Raw genomic sequence first — 23,423 nt, 5'->3', positions numbered from 1 at the left:
TCGACACAAGGAGGAAAATATTAACATTAAATAAAATAATATATTCATCTACAAATTAAAAGGGGTGAATATTATGCAACCTTCAGCTCCACCTCATCTAGAATCTACAGAAACTATCTTTCCAAGCTCTATTACAAAACTTGTTGTTTTTATTTGTTGGCTAGCCATTTTAGCTGATGGATATGATTTAGGTATTTACGGTGCCGTTCTACCAAAGCTCCTAGAAGACAAAAGCTGGGCGCTATCACCAGCGCATGCTGGTACAATTGCAAGCTATGCTTTATTTGGGATGTTTATTGGGGCTATTCTAGTTGGAACGATTACAGATCTAATTGGGCGTAAATGGACGCTTATATGCTGTTTAGCACTTTTTTCTATCACAATGGGTTTAGCGGCTATCGCTCCTTCTCCTGAGTTATTTGGATTATCTCGATTTATAGGAGGAATCGGATTAGGCGGTGTTATCCCAACAGCTTCAGCACTTACTGTTGAATATTCACCAAAAAAAGGGCAATCTTTTATTTATGCTCTTATGTTTACTGGCTATCCTTTAGGTATCGTGTTAGGTGCTATTTTGTCCATGCTTATGTTAGAAGATTTCGGATGGAGAATTATGTTTGGTATCGGAATGATTCCACTACTCCTCATTCCTTTCATTATTCGCTATTTACCCGAGTCCATTCAATTTTTATTATCACGTAATCGTCAAGAAGAAGTGAACCAAATTCTTAATCGTTTTCAAATTGAATTTCATGTAAAAGATAAAACTCATCCAGACCCATCTACTATACGAAAGAAAAATGGATTTTTTACTTTATTCTCAAAAGAATACATAAAAGCAACGCTACTTTTTTGGATCACTTATATAATGGGAATGTTTTTAATATATGGTTTAAACACTTGGTTACCACAGATGATGCGCCAGGCAGGATATCCTCTTGGGTCTAGTCTGTCATTTCTACTTATGCTAAATATTACCGCAGCTATCGGCGCATTATTCGCTGGAGCAATTGCTGATCGTATAGGAGCAAAAATTGTTATTAGCATCTCTTATCTTATGGCAGCCATATGTATCGGACTATTAACAATCAAACCATCTGTTACAATCATTTATCTTTTAATTGGCCTTGCTGGTATTGGATCAGTCGGTATTACTCAAATATTAAATGCATATGTAACACAATACTTCCCATCACATATCCGAGCTACCTCCTTAGGCTGGGGACTGGGGCTTGGCCGAGTTGGTGCAATTGCTGGCCCAATTCTCGTCGGTATTATTATGACAATGCAATATGACTTAGCATGGAATTTTTACTTATTCTCCTTTGCAGGTCTTATCGCAGCTATATCTGTTTTCTTCATTCCTACAAAATAAAAAGGGCACAAACTTACTTGTGCTCTTTTTCATATGCTTCAAACAACATATCTCGAAACAATGTATTTAAACTCTCAATATCGATTCCTGATCCCTTTTCAATTCCTTTTACATATTGCTGATAGTAATGAATTTGTTCTTCTAAAAATTGATTTAGCACCTTAATTTTCAATCCAACATCTAATTCAGTACCTGCTTTTTTCTTTATTAACAACTTTTCAATTTCATCTAATACGCTACGTTCTAATGACAATTCTTTAATCAATCGGTCAAATTCTACAGGAGGTAAGGTCGTTTTCTCTTCTAGCCACTTACAAGCTAAAATGGGACGTAATACATAAAAGTACTTTTTCAGCTTTACATTCTCACCTTGCAAAAATTCACGATAATTTTTCGACGCCATATGTAAATAATGATATATCGTTGCTTTTGGATCAAAATTCTTCTCACTCATCTTTTGAAGTAGTTCTGGAAAATTAGAGTTTTTCGAATAAAAAATTGGTGATCGAATCCACTCAAGTAAAGCAGGATTCGACTTCGCGAATAGTTGCAAAGACTTTTTAATATCCCAACCACTTATATCTAAATCATCACTAATTGGATATTCAATTACATCTCGTTTGTCATGGATTGATAAATACCATTCTACCGGATGTATATAAACAAACCTAACATCATAATCGCTATCTTTCGATGGAAAACCCCAAGCACGGCTTCCTGATTCTACCGCAAATAAAATTTTCACATCATTCTCTTTTTCAATTCTTTCTAACTCCGACTCGATTTTCTCTCTCATTTCATAACACCTCCATTTTTTGATTATTTCCTTGGAAATTCGACAAATACAATACTAATTTTACTACATACCAAAAAAACTGTCAGAAATTACTGACAGCCTAATGAAACGTCTATTGTTGCTTTTCGATTACAGTAGTAGCAATTCGTTCAAACTCTTTTTGAATCTCCTCTTTATATGCATCTACTATTGAAAAATCCATAGCAGCAATATAAATTCGTTCTAATTTATCACGAACCGATTTTGCTTTCGCTAAGAAAGACATCGCCTCATTCATTTTTGCTTTATATTGAATGGAAACATCACGAATTTCCTTCGCATATTTCTCATCCGTCCCTGGCGTAACAATAAGGGCATACATATCAATAATTTCATCACCCTCGCGACTTGGAAAATATTCATGTGGTGCGGTGCTATCAAAAATTGCAAAGCCTAATTCTCTTACGATAACCATATCAAGACTATGCGGGTCAAATCCGCAATGATATACTTCAACTTCAAATCCTTTTTCTTCAGCTGCCTTAGCTAACTTTTTGAGCATCGTTGATTTTCCAGAGCCTGGGCGCCCTTTTATAAAATAACGATGTGGTAACCCTTCTGTTAAATTAGGAACAAAATCAACTGCTCCTTTCGGTGTAGCAGCTCCTAAAAAACGATGTTTTACAAGCGATTGTCTCCCGTTTTTATCTGCAAATAATTTCTGGATTAGCTGATTGGTTAGTTCATTTGCTTTATTAAAATCTATATTATCAATATATATCTTCTCCCACTCATCATGTATAACCAATGCCTCTTTAAAACGTGCGTAAGCAGACTGAAAAGCTTTGCTTGCTTCTGAAACAAATCTTTCAATTTCTAACTTCTGCTTTCTTAGTTTATCTGAGTCCCAAGCAATTCCTAAATTTATATACTCTTCAACAACTCCTGGCATTTTTGGCTCAATAACATGCGGCGATGTCCCATCAACAATTCCTGCTTTTAATTTTGGGATAATTACACCATCAACCGATTTATTATCAGAAGAACAATGCAAAAATTCAATATCATATCCTTTTTCAATCCATTCACGACCTATTGCCTTTATTAAAGAAGATTTTCCCGTTCCTGGGCCACCCTTTAAGATAAATAATCTGTCTAATCCTTTTAAATTCTCTTCGTATAAATTGTGAAATCCCCTAGCTGTATTACCACCAGCATAATAATTTAATATATTTCCTGTCACTGCACTCACTCCTTCGCAGCATTCTATTTACATAAGCTACAATATGCGAGCAGCTTTATTTGGGTGAATACCTATTTTGTATTGCACGAAAAAAGGAAATGAATTACAATTTAACTATCGGAAAATTCCGATTTTAAAAACTGAATACTTCTTTATCAAGAGAGGCAGAGGGACCGGCCCTTTGAAGCCCAGCAACCTCAGTTTATACAAACTGAATAGGTGCTAATTCCTGCAAAATGCATTGCATTTTGGAAGATAAAACTCAACTAGCATGTAAAGCTCATCTTTCTTGATACTGAAGGATGAGCTTTTTATTATTTGAAAAACATATATTGGAGGTATGTAAAATGAAAGTAATTGATCTATCGCAAACATTTGAAAATAATATGTCTCAATTTCCTGGAACACCTAAAATACAACTAGAAGCTGTTACAAGTGTTGAAGAATCAGGCTATCAAGTTACAGATTTTCATTCTGTCGTTCATGTTGGCACGCATTGTGATGCCCCTGCGCATTTTATTTCAGGCGCAACGACCATCGATCGATTACCGCTGGATCAATTTGTAGGCGAAGCTGTTCTTATAGATGTAACACATATTCAAGAACGAAAATTACCTAAGGCAGTATTGCATAATGCTGATATAAAAGAAGGTGATATTGTTATTTTTCATTCTAATCTATCCACCAAATGGAATACAGAAGCTTATGAGAAAGAAGCATTTTATCTTTCTGAAGAATTAGCTAAAGAACTAGTGCGATTAAAAGTAAAATCTATCGGTTTAGATTTCATTTCTCCTGATGAAGTCACAACAGAAACATCACCGATTCATCACATATTACTAGGGAATAATATTTACTTAATTGAAAACTTAACAAATCTAGATGCTATCGAAACAAAACGTTTCTTTTTCTCAGCAGCACCTTTAAAAATTAAAAATAGTGACGGTGCTTTCGCAAGAGCATTTGCTGTTATTTTTTAAACACAGCCTATAAAAAAAGCAAAGGCCACTATTGGTCTTTGCTTCTATATTTTCTATTTAAATTAAGAAAGAATTGTTCCACACGGGGACGCACCCAAGCTAAACAATCTATCTCTTTCTTCTTTGTGCAAGCTATCTCTTCTCCATCTACCATTTCAACAAGTTCTAGTTCTAACAGTTGCCTCGTGAATGCTAACATATTCACTTCTTCGGATGGATACTCTTCTTTTAATTTCTCCTCAATTTCCCCCAATAAAAAACCGTCACGCATCATTGCCAATGCATCAATCCAAAGTGGCGGCATTTCATATTTTTCTCCTGTAATTGTATCTTTTACAATATAATTCTTTTGCTCTTTTCGAAATTGAATCGTGTGTAAACATACAGTCGAATTTAATGTTAATTCCATCATACCACCTCTTTCATAATATCTGCATAGAAAAAAGGATGCGTGTGCACCCCTTCTTATCTTTTCATAACACCACTGAACCGCTACATGAGCAATCAATCTCATGTCGATATTTTCCTCCATTATAAACGAAGTATTTTATAAAAAAAACCCTTCTTGAAACATTTTATAAAATGTTTATATTTACACAACAAGAACACTTTTCTGAAAAATCTTTTCTCCCAATACATTAAACGGTCGGCAGAAAAATTTCTACTTTCGTTCCTACTCCTAGACTACTTTGGATCGTGATACTCCCTTGATGTTCCTTAATAATTTTATATGTAATCATTAACCCAAGTCCTGTACCAGTCTCCTTTGTTGTGTAAAACGCCTTACCGATTTTTTCTAACTTCTCATTCTCTATACCAAATCCTTGGTCTTCAACAGAAATACACAAATGTCCTTGCGTTTTTTGATATGCACGAATATGAATTTCTCCACCCTCTGGCATTGATTCTATTCCATTTTTAATGATATTTAATAACACTTGTTTTAATTGCTTGTCATCACCGTTTATAGCCGGTAAATTCCCATCTACTTGTAAATGACATTTAACTCTATATTGCGTTGCATAACTTTCCATTAGATGCACAACATATAGAAGGATGTCTCGTATATTACACCTTTCATAATTTGTTGGCTTTGGTTTTCCTAACAACATCAATTCACTAACAAATCCATTAACCCTTTCAATTTCTTGTAGCATAATGTCGTAGCTCATCGTATCAGTTGGATTTCTTTCTTTTTGCATTTGCGTAAACCCTTTTAACGCTGTTAGCGGATTTCGAATTTCATGGGCAATTGTTGTAGACATAGTCCCAATCACAGCTAAATTTTCCGTCTCTTTCATATTGTTCATCATTTCAACCACTGTTCTTACATAAGATTGAAATCGTTTTAATAAAGAATGTGAAATAATGAAATAGAATATACATAAAACAAGTGGAATTACCACTTTTAAATCTTGTAATAGCAATGTGAAAAATACGTACTTTCCAATTACACTAAAGGACACTAAATAAAAGTATTTTCTATTCACGAAAACTGGGGCAAATAAAATTAATAACATTTCTACCATACTACCATGTTCAAAAGGTCTATCCGTTCGCAAATAAATCATTAAATTATTCACAAGATTGATAAACATGTACCCAAATAAAAATAAATATTTTACAGAATATACATACCCTCTTTTTTGAAGATATATAGAAATAGGAAATAATGCTATTACAAATATAGGCACACCTATCCCAAGACTACCTTCTGGCCAACCTACCGCTGTTCCACTAATATTCATAGCAGGATATACAAAATAATATATAGCGTCATATAAAAAGAATATAATATAAAATAATAATATAAATACCTTTAAGGCTCTTCTTTCTTCATAAATCAAGCTCTTGTATTTATTCATATAAAAACTCCCCTTGATCGATACAAAAAACTTTCATTGTTATCTCCTTAAAGTATAAGTATGAAATTGCTTTCAGGGCAATATTTAACCTTATAATAATGAAAGGAAGGAGATCTCTCCTTCCTTTTGGTAACAACTTACATCCATCTTACCCTGTCATGTAACAATCCATCCGTAAAATTATTATGCCCTATTACAAAATCCTTCATATATAAATTTAAATACTCACCGTACTTACTTTCTGTATTTAATAACAACTCCTCAACGTAATAAGCACCTTGTTCAAATTGATCTAAAAGTAAACTGGACAAGCCCGCATAAATCCCGCACCCTACTTGAAAATACGTTGCATTCGTTTTATATTTACGAAAAACTTGGCTACTATTCATCACATTATACATATATGTCTCACTATTTTCATAAACGAGTAACACACCGACCAAGTCCTCTCCAGCAACCTCTTCTTCCGCTGGATTAAACACTTTACGATTCCAGTTCCATAAATCTTCTACTTGATCTAAGTTCTGTCTAATTATATTTGTTGTATACTCATTAATTCGGTAAAGAAAACCAACTTCCATATTAAAGTTTTTCCCTAAAATTAATACTTCCTCATGTGGCATTAAACAACCATAGAATTCTTTTTCTCCTAACTTCACTTTATACTCTGAAGCATATACATCTTCATAAAAGTAAAGAGGACGATGATGACTCATATACATCGGATAACTCCAGATTGCTTCATCTAAAAATCGCTCTACTGCCCATGAAGCATAAAGTGTATGTGGCTTTATAAGTGCTGTATCATTCAAAAACGATGTGTCATGTTCTACAATATAACATGCTCTTGGCCTTTCATTTGGTCGTTCCTTCATAAGCTCAACAACCATCCATTGAACAACACCTGGATTCATACCTGAACCTATAATCGCTTTTGTATTTGTAAATTTCTCTTTCTCCTTCTCAAACCTTGTATATCTTTCCGTAAGCTGAAAGCCAATTAAGCTATCGTCCTGATCTACTGCCTCATTTTCCAAGGCTGAGTTAATATAACAAATTCCTAGTTCATTACAGCAGCTTAATACTCTAATTGTATCTGCCCCTGAAACATCAATCACAACACTCGTTCTTTTTTCTTTTAAATGTTGTTTAAATTCCACTACATTTTGAAGGTTTATTTCATATAAATATAATTGACTTTTCAAATTCGAAAACAACTCATCATAATAAGTCCTATCTTTTTGTTTTATATCCACCAAATGAAATTTGGCATTCTTTAGTACTTCATAAATTGGATCTTTTTCATTTGCTATCGCTTGATTTAAAATTGCTAAAACTGCTTTTGCTGCTCCACCAGCACTACCAAGCAATGTAATTGATAACGAATTCGGAAACTGCTCCACAAACAAAACCCCTTTAATAAATTAGTTGAGCAGCTCCTCCTCAAAAAATAAATTGAATACATAAAAAGATAGCTCGTACACATTTCTTTATAAATTAGTACAAATTCTTCAAAACAAGATTCCACTATAATATATTTATATTCAATTCATTTTTCCCCTCATATCCAAATTAAACTAAATAAATAGGCTCGACCTTTTCTTCTGCATATAAAAGAAAAAGCCAGCCCTTCCAACTAATCTACGGACAATGGACGGATTTTACATGTTGAATATTCACATACATTTTTGCATCACGTGCTTTTGATATTTCAATATGACCTTCATCAATTTTCGCCATTTTTCCAATTTTATTGGACTCCTCACCTAAATCGAACACCATAATTTTCCCTGTCATTTTAATAAGCTGTTCTTCAAACGTTCTAGCTAACGTAATATTTAACGGATTTACGGGGAGTTCATTTTTATTGAGGGCATACGGTACTTGGTTTTCTTTATACGGAATTAACCATTTTAAATGCTTTAAAGATATATATACCGTTTTATAAACCGGACTATAAAAAACAATATAATCGTTCATCACACTTGTAACATAACCATGTATTGGAGCATTTCCTGCTACATAAACTTCTGTAAAAATCCCTTTAGAAGTACTTAATACTTTTCTCAAAGAAATTGAAGGGGATTCCCTCTTAATTACAGAATCAACATCTGGTTTTAATATTTCTTCGTCATATGGTCTTAAAAATTTATAGTATTGTACATGATATAAAGATATATATACGTAATCTTGTCCATTGTAAAGAACAACGATATCATTTCCTACATCAATTAATACACCTTTAAATCTTTTTTCACCGATTAATTTAACATATATATTTTCTCCAATACTTTTGTTTAACTCATTCATCTATATCCTCCTTCCTATGAATTTCTTCTTACCTGTCTTCCATTTCTAAAAAAATAATCAGGGCAAAGTTCTGTTTTAATAGTAAGTAATTCCTTTTCATACTATCGAAATAAGAAATTGTTCTTCTCTTTCCCTCATAATGCCCCTCTTATTTATTAAACATTATTCATCTTCATTCTTTTTACATTTAACTACTTGACTCACACTCTTAATATGAGACTTAATTACATAAATAACTTCATCGCCGTTTACTAGTGTAATACAGCCATGGTGTACCTCACTTAATAAACCTTCCACACACTCTGGACCGCCACGATTAATTTTTATCCACTTATACTTCAAGTCTTTTAATATATCTAAAAAAGTATCCTCATCAGAGCAGAAACATGAACTATAGCCATCGCCACATTTACTTTCTTTCACTTTCTTCACTAGACTCTTCACATGTTTCAACTGATAATATACTAATTCACCATGAGGTAGTTGTAATGTAAGATAGTCTTTTCCTAACGATACCAGTGTCCCTACTCGACTTTCTGGTCCGCGAAGATTTACTTTTACATTCTCACCAACTAAACATTTAATTTGGTCACAGCATAATACGTTCTCCAATTTTGTATCCCCCTTTCTTATTATCTTCCTCTACTTGATTGTCTTTGTGCGCGAGCGCGACCTGAATTATCGCTACTTTCCTTACTATCGTCGCTCTCATCGCTCTCTCCGCATGCTAATGCATTATAGTTAACACTTTTAATATGCTTTATTGCAATTAATATAACTTCTTCTTTTACAATTAATGTAACGAAGTCACAAGAAACATCTTGTAAAATTCCTTCCACTTTCTCTGGACCACCGCGATTAATTTTCACCCAGCAATATTTGAAGCTTAGAAGTAGTGCTTCAAAGTCGTCTGCACATTCGCAATCTTCCCAATCGCAATCACTTGATCCACAGTCTTTTGCATTTTTCGTAATACTTTTCAGATGGCTAAGTTGATAGTAATAAAGCTCACCTTTTTCATTCTTCAATACGAAGTAGTCCGGACATACTGATATTATTGTCCCTTTTTGAGATTCTGGACCACCCCTGTTTACTCTCACAAAAGATCCAATTAAGTCTTTCAGAAAATCACAATGAAATAAACTCACGAGAAAACCCCTTCCATTAATTTATAAGCTTTTGCACTGATAGTATATGTATCTGTACAGGTTACGTTCTCTATGTTTGTCCTAGCTAGAAAAAAATATGCTTTTAACATGGTAGACTACTACCTATCAAAATTTGAGGAAAGGCTAAGAACTCCTTATGTTTTTGATATCTTCAAACAAAAAATCCCTTATGAATATACATTTCTGCATATCTTCATAAGGGATTTTCCATAGTTTAATCTTCGTCTTTAACATCCATATCTTCTGGAATTGGTTCGTTCAATATTTCTTCCACTAATTGCTTATATTTCTCCATTTGTTCTAAATGTGTATTAAATTGTTCTTTATTTACTAAATATTGCTCTCCATCGAATAGCGCACGAATTTTCTTTTGCTGAATTAACTCTTCAATATACGATTTTGGTAAATTCAAATACTCCGCAGTCTCTTCTACTGTTATATACAATGCGTTCATTCCTTTATTATTTTTTCATCTATACTGTATCTTACTTTACTTTATTTTTGTAAACAAATAAAAAAGATTTTGTAAATGCAGTTCAAAAAGCAGGTAGATGCATTCCATATATTGTATAGTATTATATAGTAAGAATTTTTTAAATATAGAATGGTATTACCCATTTACACAAAGGAGAGTTAACATATGGCTACTCGTCACATCATTACAATGTTAGAAAAAACACTACAAGTTGAAACAGAAAACACAATTTCTCATTTGAATGTATCTTTATCTGATCGTTTTCTTTCTCAAAGCACAGCAATACATGAAAACAATTGTTATCATACAATTGGTGAATGGTACAAAAATCATTTCTTATTCCAACAAGATGATTTCCTTTGGGCTAAATATGCTTTCTATGACGCATATTGTGAAGCCATCAAAAAACAAGGCCATCTTACAAAACGCGTCCGTCAAATATTAGAATCATTGGCTCGAAAACATGGAAAACAATATATTGCTTCTATACTAAATATGCCATTTCCTAATGAACGCGCTAAAGGGACAGCGTAATTTAGCCATGTTCTGCGTAAGCAAAACATAGCTAAATTGTTTTCTAAGATGCTTTACCAATAAAAATGTTCATATCATATGAACTGATGAAACCGGTGTCATTATAATGATTGAAAATATAGTAAACAGGAAAACCCCCACGTACATCTCTCATCCATTTGAATAGAGAAGTATGTGGGGGTATACTTGTTCCTTATTATTTTATCATCTGCTTAATCAGTTCGCGATTTCTCTTCTTAAATACTTCATTATGAGAAGAAACCATTCCGTACTCACTTGCATCTGGTTGGATAAATTGCTTTGCTTTATTCACAGCATTTCCAGCATCTTGGAATGCACCTGCAATTAAGTGTAGTTTCCCTTCATGCTTTAAAATATCTCCAGCAGCATATAATCCATCTACTGAAGACTCACTATTTGCATTACCTGCAATATAATAATTATCTATAATTGCAACGTCTAACTCACTATTTTCTAATAATGTAATGTCGCGTTCATATCCATGATTAATAATAACTTCATCAATAGGTAAGTGAGAAACCTCACCTGTTTCATGATTTGTTAATTCTACATATTCGATCGCTTCATGATTATCACCAGCAATTAATTTTGTAATCGATGTATTAAAGAAACACTCCGCTGAGCTGTTCATAAGTTGTTTTACTTGTGCTTCATGACCAGATAATTCTTCTTTTCTATAGGTTACATACACTTTTTTCGCAATTGGTTCCAATTCATTTGCCCAATCAACAGCAGAATTGCCTCCACCGGAAATAATAACTGTTTTACCTTTGAAACGCTTTAAAGATTTAACTGTATAATTTAAATTCGATACTTCAAATCGCTCAGCACCTTCAATAGATAACTTTTGCGGTTTCAATATACCACTTCCTGTTGCGACGATAACTGTTTTTGAAAAGTGTTCTTCGCCAGTACTTGTTTTTAATGTAAAAGTACCATCTTGATTACGAATAATCGATTCTACTTTTGTATCTAATACAACTTCCGGCTTAAATGTTAACCCTTGCTGTACAAGTTGTTCAATTAACTTATCACCTGTAACTGGCAATAGTCCTCCTACATCCCAAATCATTTTTTCCGGATACACATGTATTTTTCCACCTAAATGTGGTTGAAATTCTATTATTTTTGTTTTCATTTCTCTGAGTCCACTATAAAAAGCTGAATAAAGCCCTGCAGGTCCTCCGCCTATCACGGTTATATCAAACAATTCTTCTCGATTCATTCGTGCTCACTCCTCAGCTATTAATCATTGATTATCATTCTCAATAAAATATAACCTGTTTCCGCAAAATTTACAATCAAAATTACTATTGACAATACACCTATATAAAATTATATTATTTAAAGAATCAATAGTGATAATCATTATCATTTTGTTAATAATTAGCAAATTTGAGATTACATCTTCTTTCATTAATATGGTTAATACTATATTATAAAATCTCATATTCAAGATTTTTAATAAATCATTTTGCTTTACCACTACTCTTTCAAAAAGATTACAGTTAAACAAATTATTGTATACACATATCATCTATGTTAAAGGAGAAAGACGATGAAAAAGTTATTTATTTCACTAACAGTTCTTTTCGTTCTTGTTATGAGTGCTTGTAGCAATGGCTCTACAGACAAAAAGAACGATGCAAAAGGTAATAAATCAGAAACAATTACATACCAATCTGAAAATGGTAAAGTAGAAGTTCCTGCAAATCCAAAACGCGTTGTTGTACTATCATCATTCGCTGGTAACGTAATGTCATTAGGTGTAAATCTTGTTGGGGTAGATTCATGGTCTAAACAAAACCCACGTTTTGATAGTAAACTTAAAGATGTTGCTGAAGTATCAGATGAAAATGTTGAAAAAATCGCTGAACTAAATCCAGATTTAATCATTGGTTTATCAAATGTTAAAAATGTCGATAAGTTAAAGAAAATTGCTCCTACTGTAACATACACTTACGGAAAAGTTGATTACTTAACACAGCATTTAGAAATTGGTAAGTTATTAAACAAAGAAAAAGAAGCAAAAACTTGGGTTGATGACTTCAAGAAACGTGCACAAGAAGCTGGTAAAGAAATTAAAGCAAAAATCGGTGAAGATGCAACAGTTTCTGTTGTAGAAAACTTCAACAAACAGCTTTATGTATACGGCGAAAACTGGGGCCGCGGAACAGAAATTCTGTACCAAGAAATGAAATTAAAAATGCCTGAAAAAGTAAAAGAAAAAGCATTAAAAGAAGGTTACTACGCATTATCTACTGAGGTATTACCTGAATTTGCTGGTGATTACTTAATCGTAAGTAAAAATAAAGATACTGATAACTCATTCCAAGAGACAGAATCATATAAAAACATCCCAGCAGTAAAAAATAATCGCGTATATGAAGCAAACATGATGGAATTCTATTTCAATGATCCACTTACATTAGATTTCCAACTAGACTTCTTCAAGAAGAACTTTCTTGGTAAATAATACAAACATGAGGAATTCTTAATTTAAGAATTCCTCTTCCTTTATTCTATGAACAGAAAAGATGTGAACCGAATGACAAAAGATCATGATAATCCACGTTCTATAGCTTTTACATACAAACTAATTTTAAGCTTAATTGCATTCTTTCTTATTTTTATGGTTGCAATGGTATTAGGTGCTGCAGATACTTCGATAAAAGATGTATGGTTAGCACTCACTTCCTCCGCTAAAGGAGACAAAATATCTATTATTCGAGAAATACGTTTACCACGTGAAGTTGCTGCTATTTTTGTAGGAGCTGGATTAGCCGTTTCTGGAGCAATTATGCAAGGATTAACACGAAATCCACTTGCGGACCCTGGATTATTAGGGCTATCTGGTGGAGCAAATGCTGCGCTTGCACTAACACTTGCTTTCAATCCTTCCATTAGCTATCTTTACTTAACGTTAGCTTGCTTTATCGGTGCTGCAATTGGCGCAATTATGGTATTTGGAATTGGTATAGTGAAAAAAGGCGGTCTTTCTCCTCTTCGAATTGTATTAGCGGGCGCTGCAGTTTCAGCATTTCTACTCGCAATTTCAGAAGGAATTGGCATTTACTTTAAAATTTCACAAGATGTATCACTTTGGACTGCTGGGGGCGTAATTGGAACAACTTGGAGCCAATTAAAAATTATTATTCCAGTCATTTCAATTAGTATCTTTATCGCTATCTTACTAGCAAAAAAATTGACAGTTCTTAGTTTCAGTGAGGAAGTGGCTATTGGACTAGGTCAAAAAATTATTGTTATTAAAACTATTTTATTTATCATTATTATCTTACTTGCAGGTGCATCTGTAGCGCTTGTTGGAAATATGGCATTTATCGGTTTAATGGTACCTCACATGGTACGCCCAATTGTCGGTCCAGATTACCGATTTGTTATACCGATGTCAGCAATTGCTGGAGCTTCCTTTATGCTACTTGCAGATACAATCGGACGTACTATTAACGCTCCGTACGAAACACCAGTTGCGGCAATTGTCGCGATTGTAGGATTACCATTCTTCCTATTCATTGTACGTAAAGGAGGAAAAACATTCTCATGATGCAATCTATTTTAAGAAAACAGCGTCTCATTATACTCGCTTTACTTATAGTAATCATCACAACCATTGTAATTGGAATGGGACTTGGTTCAGCATCTTTATCTTATGATCGACTACTCCCAACATTAATGGGGCAAGGGACTTTTAAAGAGGAGTTCGTTTTATACTCTTTAAGACTACCTAGAATTGTCATTACATTATTAGCTGGTATGGCTCTCGCTTTATCAGGGGCTATTCTGCAAGGAATTACCCGAAATGATTTAGCTGAACCTGGTATTCTTGGTATTAACTCTGGGGCTGGTGTTGCTGTTGCTATTTTCTTTTTATACTTTCCAATAGACGTAGGTTCATTTCTTTACTTACTACCTGTCGTTGGATTTATTGGGGCATTTCTGACAGCTGTTCTAATTTACGTATTTTCATATAGTAAATCAACTGGACTTCAGCCGGTGCGATTAACATTAACTGGTATCGGTTTTGCATTTGCACTATCTGGAACGATGATTGTCCTTATTTCATCCGCTGATCGTATGAAAGTGGACTTTATCTCAAAATGGATTGCCGGAAACATTTGGGGAGATGATTGGACATTTGTTTTAGCAATGCTTCCATGGCTAATTATATTAATTCCATTTGTCTTCTATAAAGCAAATCGATTAAACATTCTAGCATTAAACGAACCGGTCGCAATCGGTGTTGGAATTGAAATTGAAAAAGAACGAAGATACTTATTAATCGCAGCCGTTGCACTTGCTGCCGCTGCTGTTTCCGTAACAGGAGGAATTAGCTTTATTGGACTAATGGCTCCTCACATCGCAAAATCTTTAGTAGGTCCAAGGCATCAAATATTCATGCCTATCGCCGTTTTAATTGGCGGATGGTTATTACTACTAGCAGACACAATCGGGCGAAATATCGTTGATCCTAATGGCATTCCAGCAGGTATTGTCGTTGCTTTAATTGGGGCTCCTTACTTTATGTATTTGTTGCTTAAGAAAGCGTAAAAACATCCTCAATTTTGAGGATGTTTTTTCCTTTCGTTTCCTTCTCCTAACCCTTTATTCACCATTCATATTTCCTACCTCAATACAATTCCTGAACAAAATATTTTTGATTATAAACTCTATTAATGTTATATTATCACATATAACTTTTACGTTTTAAGGAGTATCGTATAATGAAAGCTATTTCTATTATTCTTATCTTAATTGGAATTTTTGGTATCTTAATGGGCGGAATGATGTTCGGAGATATCGGTATTGCTGCAATTATTGGTTCATTAGCAGCACTATTCTCAGGAATCGGTTTTTGGAAATTAGATTCGCAACTCAAAAATATATCTAAATAATTAAAATCCTAAAATGGCCATGGAAGAATATATATTCTTTCACGGCCATTTTAATACACATTGAATAACATTTCCGTTAGATTTCTACTGTTGCCCATACCCTTCAAACTTCTTCGCCAAATTCTCCATCTCGTCTTCTGGCAGTAACTTCGGTTCTCCGACGCTTTTTGTTTGATAATAAATTTGAGCACAAAACTCAATCTCTTCTGCAATAGTAAACGCCATTTTTATATTATTTGCACCAGCAATTAAACCGTGATTTGCAAGTAAAACAGCACGGCGATCAATCATGCCTTCAAAAGCAGCCTCCGCTAATTGCTTCGTACCAAATGTTTCATACGGTGCACAGCGCACATTCGGTCCTGCGAAAGCAATTAAATACGATACAGCAGGAAGCTCCCATCCTAATGATGCAATCGTCTTCGCGTAAGGAGAGTGTGTATGCACAAGCGCATTTATATCTTCACGCTTCCTATAGTAAATAAGGTGCATATCTAATTCACTTGATGGTTTTCTCTCTCCTTCTACTACTTCACCATCTAGGTTTAATATAACTACATCTTCAGGCTTTGTTTCATAATACTCTAAACCACTTGGGCTAATCGCAACAAGACCTTGTTCACGATTAAAGATACTAATATTACCGCCCGTCCCCTTTGTTAAACCACTAGAAATCATTTTCTTTCCATACGCTACAATTTCTTCTCTTTCTTTTTGTAATAACATATACATCCCCCTAAGTATGAAGCTTATGATGACTGACTTTTATATTTATCTACTTATTGAAATAGCTTTTTTAAATTCTCCGTAAACGGTGCCTTTACAATCCCTTTTTCTGTAATAATCGCTGTTACATTTTCATGTGGAGTAACATCAAATGCTGGATTATATACTTTACTTTCTTTCGGAGCTGAATATTGTCCAAAGCGATTAATCACTTCAGAAGTATCTCTTTCTTCAATCGGAATTTCTTTTCCTGTCGATGTCTTTAAATCAATTGTAGGTGTTGGCGCTGCTACATAAAACGGAATGTTGTAGTACTTAGCTAAAATAGATACGCCTAATGTGCCAATTTTATTTGCTACATCACCATTTGCTGCCACACGGTCGCATCCAACGATTACTGCATCAATCTTCCCTTGTGACATGACCATAGCTGCCATATTATCCGTAATAACAGTAACGTCAATACCCGCTCGCTGCAGTTCTAATGCTGTTAACGTTGAACCTTGTAATCTAGGACGCGTTTCATCCGAATAAATTTTTAAATTCCATCCTTTTTCTTTCGCTAAATACATTGGAGCCGTCGCAGTACCATACTTAGTCGTCGCTAAAGCACCTGCATTACAATGCGTTAATACTCCCATTTCATCATGGAATAATGTTAATGCATGCTCTCCAATTTGACGGTTAATTTCTTCATCTTCTCTATGAATTTCTTTTGCCTCTTCTAGTAATCTATTTTTCAGCTGTGAGATTGATAAGTGAGCATTATCTGTCGCTACACTTTCCATTCTTTCAAGCGCCCAAAATAAATTTACTGCAGTCGGTCTTGATGTCGCCAAGTATGTACATACCTTTCTTACTTCATCCATAAATCCTTCTTCCGTACTTTCAGCAAATTCCTTTATCCCTAAATACACTCCATAAGCAGCTGAAACACCAATCGCGGGTGCACCTCGCACTTTCATTACTTGTATTGCATCCCACACACTTTCAGCTGTTTTAAAAGATTCATAGACAATTTCATTTGGTAATAACGTTTGATCTAACAAAACTAAAGCATCATCTTTCCACTGAATTGGTATTAATTGCTCTTCCATCATATTCTCCCCTTACTTCGCGTAGTGCATTGACTGTTCTTTTAACGTTTCTACAAAACTTGTGCCCGTTCTATATTGATTCGCTCGTAAAATAAAACTCTTCGCTACTTGAAGACAAATTCGCTCCGCTCTAGCACGTGCTTCCTCATTCCCAATACAAGTAATATCTTTTACTTTCGCTAATCCAACAATACGGCGAATTAATTCCAGACCTGTCACTGCAGCTGTATCCTCTAATACAGATTGCAAATAGACTTCGCTAAAGCCTTCTTCCTTCGCCATAATCTCGGTCACATGAATATCCCAAGCACCTAAAAACTTCTGCTTAAATAAATCAATTACCTCTACCATCGTAGTTTGTAACCAATCCATATACGTATCTTTCTCAGCTCCAGGTGACATCGTTGCATCTGCATTCACCCAAGCAAACATTAAATTCGCCATTACATTCCCAACGTCATATCCCATAGGTCCATAAAAAGCAAACTCAGGATCAATAACCTTTGTAGAATCATCTCTTACAAAAACAGAACCAGTATGTAAATCACCATGAAGTAATGCCTGTGCATTCGTCATAAAAGAAAATTTACGTTTCGCTACTTCCATACGAAGCTCTTTATCACTATAAATATGTTCCCTAATCCATCCCTCATTTAACGGAAATAACTCATTACGCTTATTATGATTGGTAAATGGTTCTGAATATACGAGGTCCTCTGTAATCTCACATAATTCAGGATTTATATAATTCTTCACAAATTCCTTCTTCTCTTTATGATTCATTACAACATCCGATGTTAACAAAAGTGTATTTACCATAAAAGTAGTTAAATCATCCGCAAGCCTCGGAAATATTTGATGATTTATAAGTGCTGTACGTAATATTGTGTGATTCGATAAATCTTCCATTACGCAACAATTCATCACACTATCAAATAAATACACCTTAGGAACAAGTCCAGGTGCTAACTCATCCTCTAACTGCAAAAGATCTGATTCTATACGAATACGATTCGTCGACAACTTAAACTCATCTGAAATGCGAGCTGTATCCCCAGCTTGCTTTACGATGACAGACATGTTCTCTTTTTCATCCCAAACGCGGAACACATAATTTAAATTGCCATCACCTATTTCTTTACACTGTAACCCCTTTGCATTTTCAAACTTAGATAATTTCTCTTTCACATATGCAATCACATCTTTAGCTTCCATTAAAAAATACTTCGTGAACTTAGACATGGTTTCCCCTCCATACTAATTGTAAGCGTTTTCTAAAAGCTATAAAAAATAATAGGTTGAATTTTTTCATCCTATAAATATATATTCTTCTTTTTGAAAGGTATATCTAGGTTTTATTATATCTTGTTAGCACTTTGAGTCAATGTTTCTAACTATCATCGTAATATACTTCCTAATTATATATTTGGGATGACAAAAATTGTTCAAAAATTTTCCGATTCATTTTATTTTATTTATCACAAAATTCTTTGTAAAATAGAAGTAAGCAGTTCCTTTTCAAAACTACAACTTCTAAGAAATATTTCCTTCCCAAGAAATTAAACTTACACACTATCTCTAACATACACACTAAACTTTCAACTACTCATCTAAAATTTATAGACTTAAAATTACCTTTCCATTCCCTGTTAGTCTTAATTGAGAATAAATATTAATTAAATTGGTATAAAGTTGGTTTATTCTCTTGACAAAATAACCACTTCTATATGATAATTAATATCGAATTAGAATTATTATAGTTAATTAAAAAATATATTTTATGAGCACACTATTTTTTGATGCTCAAAACCAACATTTAGGAGGAATTTTAACATGTTATTAATCGGCACAGAAGTAAAACCGTTTAAAGCTAATGCTTACCATAATGGAGAATTTATCCAAGTTACTGACGAAAGTTTAAAAGGAAAATGGAGTGTAGTTTGTTTCTACCCAGCTGACTTCACATTCGTTTGCCCAACTGAACTTGAAGACTTACAAAACCAATACGCAACTCTAAAAGACTTAGGCGTTGAAGTATACTCTGTATCTACAGACACTCACTTCACTCACAAAGCATGGCATGATAGCTCAGAAACTATCGGCAAAATCGAGTACATCATGATTGGTGACCCAACTCGCACAATCACTACAAACTTCAACGTTTTAATGGAAGAAGAAGGTCTTGCTGCTCGTGGTACATTCATCATCGATCCAGACGGCGTTATCCAATCTATGGAAATCAATGCTGACGGTATCGGCCGTGACGCAAGCATTCTTGTTAACAAAATTAAAGCTGCTCAATACGTACGTAACAACCCAGGTGAAGTTTGCCCAGCTAAATGGCAAGAGGGTTCTGCAACACTTAAACCAAGCCTTGACCTTGTAGGCAAAATCTAAGGAGTTCGATCAAAATGATACTAGATGCAGATATAAAAACACAACTATCCCAATACCTTCAGTTAATGGAGAACGATATTTTACTTAAAGTAAGCGCAGGAGACGATAACGTATCTAAAGATATGTTAGCTCTAGTAGACGAATTAGCTACTATGTCATCTAAGATTACAGTAGAAAAAGTTGAATTAGAGAGAACACCAAGCTTTAGCGTAAACCGCCCTGGTGAAGACACTGGTGTCGTATTCGCTGGTATTCCATTAGGACACGAATTTACATCATTAGTGCTAGCTTTACTACAAGTAAGTGGACGCGCTCCAAAAATTGAACAAAAATTAATCGATCAAATTAAAAACATTCAAGGCGAATATCATTTTGAATCTTATATCAGCCTAAGTTGTCATAACTGTCCTGATGTTGTACAAGCTCTTAACGTAATGAGCGTTCTTAACTCTAGTATTACACATACTATGATTGATGGCGCTGCATTCAAAGAGGAAGTAGAAAGCAAAGATATCATGGCAGTACCAACTGTTTACCTAAACGGCGAATCTTTCGGAAGCGGTCGTATGACACTTGAAGAAATTTTAGCTAAAATGGGTAACGGTCCAGATGCATCAGAGCTTTCTGATAAAGATCCATACGATGTTCTTGTTGTTGGTGGCGGCCCTGCTGGTGCAAGTGCAGCAATTTACGCAGCACGTAAAGGCATCCGCACTGGTATCGTTGCTGAGCGCTTCGGTGGTCAAGTAATGGATACTATGGGCATTGAGAACTTCATCAGCGTAAAACGCACTGAAGGTCCTAAGCTAGTAGCAAGCCTTGAAGAGCACGTAAAAGAATACGACATCGATGTAATGAATCTACAACGTGCGAAACGTTTAGAGAAAAAAGAACTTATTGAAGTGGAACTTGAAAACGGCGCTATTCTGAAAAGTAAGAGCGTAATCGTTTCTACAGGTGCTCGCTGGCGTAATGTTGGCGTACCAGGTGAAGCTGAGTTCAAAAATAAAGGTGTAGCATACTGCCCACACTGTGATGGTCCATTATTCACTGGAAAAGACGTAGCAGTTATCGGCGGAGGTAACTCTGGTATTGAAGCGGCTATCGACTTAGCAGGTATCGTTAAGCACGTAACTGTTCTTGAATTCATGCCAGAATTAAAAGCTGATGCTGTATTACAAGAGCGTCTTAACAGCTTACCAAACGTAACTGTTCTGAAAAACGTTCAAACGAAAGAAATCACTGGTACTGATAAAGTAAACGGTATTTCTTACATCGATCGTGAAACTGAAGAAGTTCATCACGTTGAATTACAAGGTGTATTCGTACAAATCGGTCTTGTGCCAAACACAGACTGGTTAGGCGAAACAGTTGAACGCGCTCGCGGTGAAATCGTAACAGACAAGCACGGCGCTACAAACGTACCAGGAGTGTTTGCTGCAGGTGACTGTACAAATAATCCGTACAAACAAATCATCATCTCTATGGGTTCAGGTGCAAACGCAGCTTTAGGTGCATTTGATTACTTAATCCGTAACTAATAAAAAAAACAGGTGCCTTGGCACCTGTTTTTTTTATTACCCTAATGTATAAACTAAAAACCTCTCATTCCCATTCTTCTCATAAGCACCTGACAATCTAACTTCTTTCTTCAGCTCAAACGCAGTCTGATTTTCTAAGAAAAAAATATAGTCCTCAGAAGGATAATATAAAATAATATCCACTTCTCTCCCCGTTTCTTCTACCGAAAGTAAAATGTTATTTACTACATTCATAAACACTTGTACAGAAAACGGATTAAAGAAATAAAATCTATTATCATGTGGATCAATCTCATATTCCTGCGCTAAACAACATTGGAATTGAATTTTCCCCTTACTGTTTCGTGCCTTTCGTGCATAACGATCTCGATTATCCATCGCTTCTTTATAAAACTCTTCATTCATTTCAATTCCAACTGCTGAAGCACCACATTTATGATGCATATAAAAGTTTAATCGCCCTTTTCCGCACCCAAAGTCTACAATTCGGTCGCTACTTCGTATTTCATATTGATTCAATAACTCATCTAACCCGCTATACGGTGTCGGTTCATAGCGATGATAATGCATAGACTTGTTAAACCCTTTTTGCTCACCGACTGTTTTTATATGTAAAACTGCATCGTAATATTGTTCGTTCATTCGTTTTCTCCTATTAAAAAATGGTACTTATTATTATACACCATGTACTGGAGAGTCATTTTTTATCAAATTAACAGGTACGTGAAATTATATTAACGATTTTCTTAATATATCTATCGTTACTTCAAATATATCAACGATTTTTCAAATATATCGATTTACCGACAATTCACGACAAAAAAACAGGAGCTCTCTAGCCCCTGTCTTCTAACACTTTCAATACAGTTTGTTTCAATATTTCTACCCCATCCATAATACAACTATGATCAAACCTCATATACGGATGGTGTAATCCAGGTTGTAGGTCTGCTCCTAGTCCAAGCATGACAGCTTTTAAATGTGGTCTCTTCACTGTATAGTAATGGAAATCATCGCTTCCCGTCGTATAGAGAGGTCCTGTGCATCTCTCTTCCCCATACACTTCGAGAATACCTTTACGCATAAAGCGCTCTGCTTCTTCGGAAACCTCCGCTCCTGGTGCAAGATCCATCCATTCGTATGAAGTTTTCGACCCCATCGATGCAGCTGATTCTATTACATGCTCAATCTTTTTCTTTAATTCTTCTAATAGTATATTACTCTCTGCTCTTACATCTAAACTGAAATGACCATTTCCCGGAATGATATTTAAATTATCGCCACCAGCTTGGCATCTCGTCATTTTTACTGAATAAGAACTTTGCGGTGGCAGCCAAATATTTTTCAAACCGATATTAATCATGGAAATGACATCAATTGCATTCACACCTTGGTGTGGTCTTGCCCCGTGTGCATCCTCCCCATGAACCATACCCTCTAAAAATCCTGCTGCTCCATGGCGAATAGATGAGGCTGCTTGTTTCAAAGATAGTTCTTCAATCGGTCTTAGATGGACACCAAATAAGAAATCAGCATCATCTACAGCACCTTTCTCCACCATCTTCAAAGCACCATTACCCTTCTCTTCTGCCGGCTGAAAAATAAATCTAACCGTACCATTTTTCCATCTCATATTTTTCAATTGTAAAATAAGTCCCATTACAATAGTCATATGAGCATCATGACCACATGAATGGTTCGCTTTAAATTCTCCATCTACTTCTTGCCAAAGTGCATCCATATCAGCACGAATCGCAATAACTGGATTCCCGCCTCCAATCTCAGCAATTACACCTGGACAATCATCAAATGTTCTATATGAAATTCCTTCTTCTTTTAAAAAGTCAGTAATATACGCTGTCGTTTCATATTCTTTCCAACTTACTTCAGGGTTTTCGTGTAAATGCTGAAAAATCTCCGTTAAGCGCTCTTGTAGTTCTAATGTTTTCAACGTTCCAGTCTCCTTCCCACATTACAAACGATTCGGGTTAATTATACTTAT

At 34.8% G+C, this 23,423-nt stretch carries 24 protein-coding genes and 1 riboswitch; of the genes, 9 read left to right on the top strand and 15 right to left on the bottom strand.

Annotation, left to right across the window (positions count from 1 at the left end):
• Positions 1–73: 73 nt before the first annotated feature.
• Entirely contained in the window at positions 74–1,375 is a 1,302-nt protein-coding gene (locus N2V79_RS02025; RefSeq protein ID WP_064532147.1) for an MFS transporter, read from the top strand.
• 13 nt (positions 1,376–1,388) lie between these two features.
• Here the strand turns inward: N2V79_RS02025 and N2V79_RS02020 are convergent, their stop codons facing one another.
• Both N2V79_RS02020 and N2V79_RS02015 read right to left on the bottom strand, forming a co-directional pair.
• A complete protein-coding gene (locus N2V79_RS02020; protein ID WP_053565365.1) occupies positions 1,389–2,171 on the bottom strand; it encodes a nucleotidyltransferase domain-containing protein in 783 nt (260 codons plus the stop codon).
• 112 nt (positions 2,172–2,283) lie between these two features.
• Positions 2,284–3,393: a PRK06851 family protein gene (locus tag N2V79_RS02015; RefSeq protein ID WP_053565366.1), complete on the bottom strand. Its 1,110-nt coding sequence runs from the start codon at positions 3,391–3,393 to the stop codon at positions 2,284–2,286.
• A 149-nt stretch (positions 3,394–3,542) separates the two neighbouring features.
• Positions 3,543–3,655, top strand: a riboswitch (SAM riboswitch).
• 85 nt (positions 3,656–3,740) lie between these two features.
• Between N2V79_RS02015 and N2V79_RS02010 the strand changes: the two genes are divergently transcribed.
• Positions 3,741–4,373: a cyclase family protein gene (locus tag N2V79_RS02010; RefSeq protein WP_053565367.1), complete on the top strand. Its 633-nt coding sequence runs from the start codon at positions 3,741–3,743 to the stop codon at positions 4,371–4,373.
• 28 nt (positions 4,374–4,401) lie between these two features.
• Here N2V79_RS02010 and N2V79_RS02005 read toward each other — a convergent pair whose 3' ends face one another.
• The 7 genes from N2V79_RS02005 to N2V79_RS01975 form a co-directional block, all read right to left on the bottom strand.
• Positions 4,402–4,782 carry a hypothetical protein gene (locus N2V79_RS02005; protein ID WP_000424116.1) on the bottom strand — a complete coding sequence of 127 codons (381 nt, stop codon included), beginning with the start codon at positions 4,780–4,782 and terminating at the stop codon, positions 4,402–4,404.
• Between the two features lie 229 nt (positions 4,783–5,011).
• The gene (locus N2V79_RS02000; protein WP_001046109.1) at positions 5,012–6,238 is read right to left on the bottom strand and encodes an ATP-binding protein; all 1,227 of its coding nucleotides are present in this window, start codon (positions 6,236–6,238) and stop codon (positions 5,012–5,014) included.
• Between the two features lie 137 nt (positions 6,239–6,375).
• The gene (locus N2V79_RS01995) at positions 6,376–7,641 is read right to left on the bottom strand and encodes a hypothetical protein (RefSeq protein WP_000434728.1); all 1,266 of its coding nucleotides are present in this window, start codon (positions 7,639–7,641) and stop codon (positions 6,376–6,378) included.
• 238 nt (positions 7,642–7,879) lie between these two features.
• Positions 7,880–8,548 carry a hypothetical protein gene (locus N2V79_RS01990; RefSeq protein ID WP_053565369.1) on the bottom strand — a complete coding sequence of 223 codons (669 nt, stop codon included), beginning with the start codon at positions 8,546–8,548 and terminating at the stop codon, positions 7,880–7,882.
• A gap of 162 nt (positions 8,549–8,710) precedes the next feature.
• On the bottom strand, positions 8,711–9,160 hold the full coding sequence (locus tag N2V79_RS01985) for a spore coat protein (protein WP_053565370.1): 450 nt from the start codon (positions 9,158–9,160) through the stop codon (positions 8,711–8,713).
• 20 nt (positions 9,161–9,180) lie between these two features.
• A complete protein-coding gene (locus tag N2V79_RS01980) occupies positions 9,181–9,696 on the bottom strand; it encodes a hypothetical protein (RefSeq protein WP_053565371.1) in 516 nt (171 codons plus the stop codon).
• 235 nt (positions 9,697–9,931) lie between these two features.
• Entirely contained in the window at positions 9,932–10,171 is a 240-nt protein-coding gene (locus tag N2V79_RS01975; protein WP_001998970.1) for a helix-turn-helix domain-containing protein, read from the bottom strand.
• A gap of 186 nt (positions 10,172–10,357) precedes the next feature.
• Between N2V79_RS01975 and N2V79_RS01970 the strand changes: the two genes are divergently transcribed.
• Positions 10,358–10,726, top strand: coding sequence for a hypothetical protein (locus tag N2V79_RS01970; protein WP_000235474.1), 369 nt, complete (start codon positions 10,358–10,360; stop codon positions 10,724–10,726).
• A 196-nt stretch (positions 10,727–10,922) separates the two neighbouring features.
• On the opposite strand, the gene N2V79_RS01965 is transcribed toward N2V79_RS01970, so the two are convergent.
• A complete protein-coding gene (locus N2V79_RS01965; protein WP_064532145.1) occupies positions 10,923–11,972 on the bottom strand; it encodes an NAD(P)/FAD-dependent oxidoreductase in 1,050 nt (349 codons plus the stop codon).
• 333 nt (positions 11,973–12,305) lie between these two features.
• Between N2V79_RS01965 and N2V79_RS01960 the strand changes: the two genes are divergently transcribed.
• The 4 genes from N2V79_RS01960 (at position 12,306) to N2V79_RS01945 (ending at position 15,660) form a co-directional block, all read left to right on the top strand.
• Positions 12,306–13,223: an iron-hydroxamate ABC transporter substrate-binding protein gene (locus tag N2V79_RS01960; protein ID WP_053565373.1), complete on the top strand. Its 918-nt coding sequence runs from the start codon at positions 12,306–12,308 to the stop codon at positions 13,221–13,223.
• A gap of 48 nt (positions 13,224–13,271) precedes the next feature.
• Positions 13,272–14,312 carry a FecCD family ABC transporter permease gene (locus tag N2V79_RS01955; protein ID WP_053565374.1) on the top strand — a complete coding sequence of 347 codons (1,041 nt, stop codon included), beginning with the start codon at positions 13,272–13,274 and terminating at the stop codon, positions 14,310–14,312.
• The gene (locus N2V79_RS01950) at positions 14,309–15,316 is read left to right on the top strand and encodes a FecCD family ABC transporter permease (RefSeq protein ID WP_053565375.1); all 1,008 of its coding nucleotides are present in this window, start codon (positions 14,309–14,311) and stop codon (positions 15,314–15,316) included. The genes N2V79_RS01955 and N2V79_RS01950 overlap by 4 nt, the downstream gene beginning before the upstream one ends.
• Positions 15,317–15,489: 173 nt before the next feature.
• A complete protein-coding gene (locus N2V79_RS01945; protein WP_000644466.1) occupies positions 15,490–15,660 on the top strand; it encodes a hypothetical protein in 171 nt (56 codons plus the stop codon).
• An 84-nt stretch (positions 15,661–15,744) separates the two neighbouring features.
• Here the strand turns inward: N2V79_RS01945 and N2V79_RS01940 are convergent, their stop codons facing one another.
• The 3 genes from N2V79_RS01940 to mtnK are packed head-to-tail and all read right to left on the bottom strand — an operon-like array spanning position 15,745 to position 18,725.
• On the bottom strand, positions 15,745–16,386 hold the full coding sequence (locus N2V79_RS01940) for an L-fuculose-phosphate aldolase (RefSeq protein WP_053565376.1): 642 nt from the start codon (positions 16,384–16,386) through the stop codon (positions 15,745–15,747).
• 53 nt (positions 16,387–16,439) lie between these two features.
• On the bottom strand, positions 16,440–17,486 hold the full coding sequence (mtnA, locus tag N2V79_RS01935) for an S-methyl-5-thioribose-1-phosphate isomerase (protein WP_064532143.1): 1,047 nt from the start codon (positions 17,484–17,486) through the stop codon (positions 16,440–16,442).
• 9 nt (positions 17,487–17,495) lie between these two features.
• Positions 17,496–18,725, bottom strand: a complete 1,230-nt coding sequence (gene mtnK / locus N2V79_RS01930; RefSeq protein ID WP_053565378.1) for an S-methyl-5-thioribose kinase — start codon at positions 18,723–18,725, stop codon at positions 17,496–17,498.
• Positions 18,726–19,316: 591 nt separating this feature from the next.
• Between mtnK and ahpC the strand changes: the two genes are divergently transcribed.
• Together ahpC and ahpF are read left to right on the top strand one after the other, a co-directional pair.
• On the top strand, positions 19,317–19,880 hold the full coding sequence (ahpC, locus tag N2V79_RS01925) for an alkyl hydroperoxide reductase subunit C (RefSeq protein ID WP_000924420.1): 564 nt from the start codon (positions 19,317–19,319) through the stop codon (positions 19,878–19,880).
• A 14-nt stretch (positions 19,881–19,894) separates the two neighbouring features.
• Positions 19,895–21,421: an alkyl hydroperoxide reductase subunit F gene (gene ahpF / locus N2V79_RS01920; RefSeq protein ID WP_053565379.1), complete on the top strand. Its 1,527-nt coding sequence runs from the start codon at positions 19,895–19,897 to the stop codon at positions 21,419–21,421.
• A 36-nt stretch (positions 21,422–21,457) separates the two neighbouring features.
• Here ahpF and N2V79_RS01915 read toward each other — a convergent pair whose 3' ends face one another.
• Both N2V79_RS01915 and N2V79_RS01910 read right to left on the bottom strand, forming a co-directional pair.
• Entirely contained in the window at positions 21,458–22,063 is a 606-nt protein-coding gene (locus tag N2V79_RS01915) for an SAM-dependent methyltransferase (protein WP_001005627.1), read from the bottom strand.
• Positions 22,064–22,256: 193 nt separating this feature from the next.
• A complete protein-coding gene (locus N2V79_RS01910) occupies positions 22,257–23,372 on the bottom strand; it encodes a M20 peptidase aminoacylase family protein (protein WP_064532139.1) in 1,116 nt (371 codons plus the stop codon).
• Between the last annotated feature and the right edge of the window lie 51 nt (positions 23,373–23,423).

The organism is Bacillus sp. CH_70, assembly GCF_038007045.1.
Taxonomy (GTDB): domain Bacteria; phylum Bacillota; class Bacilli; order Bacillales; family Bacillaceae_G; genus Bacillus_A; species Bacillus_A cereus.
The sequence above is the reverse complement of the archived record's forward strand: the minus strand, read 5'-3'. Positions and strand labels throughout refer to the sequence as shown.

Coding starts and splice junctions, on each gene's coding strand:
- N2V79_RS02025 (WP_064532147.1), top strand. CDS start 74: ATGCAACCTTCAGCTCCACCTCATCTAGAATCTACAGAAACTATCTTT.
- N2V79_RS02020 (WP_053565365.1), bottom strand. CDS start 2,171: ATGAGAGAGAAAATCGAGTCGGAGTTAGAAAGAATTGAAAAAGAGAAT.
- N2V79_RS02010 (WP_053565367.1), top strand. CDS start 3,741: ATGAAAGTAATTGATCTATCGCAAACATTTGAAAATAATATGTCTCAA.
- N2V79_RS02005 (WP_000424116.1), bottom strand. CDS start 4,782: ATGGAATTAACATTAAATTCGACTGTATGTTTACACACGATTCAATTT.
- N2V79_RS02000 (WP_001046109.1), bottom strand. CDS start 6,238: ATGAATAAATACAAGAGCTTGATTTATGAAGAAAGAAGAGCCTTAAAG.
- N2V79_RS01990 (WP_053565369.1), bottom strand. CDS start 8,548: ATGAATGAGTTAAACAAAAGTATTGGAGAAAATATATATGTTAAATTA.
- N2V79_RS01975 (WP_001998970.1), bottom strand. CDS start 10,171: ATGAACGCATTGTATATAACAGTAGAAGAGACTGCGGAGTATTTGAAT.
- N2V79_RS01970 (WP_000235474.1), top strand. CDS start 10,358: ATGGCTACTCGTCACATCATTACAATGTTAGAAAAAACACTACAAGTT.
- N2V79_RS01965 (WP_064532145.1), bottom strand. CDS start 11,972: ATGAATCGAGAAGAATTGTTTGATATAACCGTGATAGGCGGAGGACCT.
- N2V79_RS01960 (WP_053565373.1), top strand. CDS start 12,306: ATGAAAAAGTTATTTATTTCACTAACAGTTCTTTTCGTTCTTGTTATG.
- N2V79_RS01955 (WP_053565374.1), top strand. CDS start 13,272: ATGAACAGAAAAGATGTGAACCGAATGACAAAAGATCATGATAATCCA.
- N2V79_RS01950 (WP_053565375.1), top strand. CDS start 14,309: ATGATGCAATCTATTTTAAGAAAACAGCGTCTCATTATACTCGCTTTA.
- N2V79_RS01945 (WP_000644466.1), top strand. CDS start 15,490: ATGAAAGCTATTTCTATTATTCTTATCTTAATTGGAATTTTTGGTATC.
- N2V79_RS01940 (WP_053565376.1), bottom strand. CDS start 16,386: ATGTTATTACAAAAAGAAAGAGAAGAAATTGTAGCGTATGGAAAGAAA.
- mtnA (WP_064532143.1), bottom strand. CDS start 17,486: ATGATGGAAGAGCAATTAATACCAATTCAGTGGAAAGATGATGCTTTA.
- mtnK (WP_053565378.1), bottom strand. CDS start 18,725: ATGTCTAAGTTCACGAAGTATTTTTTAATGGAAGCTAAAGATGTGATT.
- ahpC (WP_000924420.1), top strand. CDS start 19,317: ATGTTATTAATCGGCACAGAAGTAAAACCGTTTAAAGCTAATGCTTAC.
- ahpF (WP_053565379.1), top strand. CDS start 19,895: ATGATACTAGATGCAGATATAAAAACACAACTATCCCAATACCTTCAG.
- N2V79_RS01915 (WP_001005627.1), bottom strand. CDS start 22,063: ATGAACGAACAATATTACGATGCAGTTTTACATATAAAAACAGTCGGT.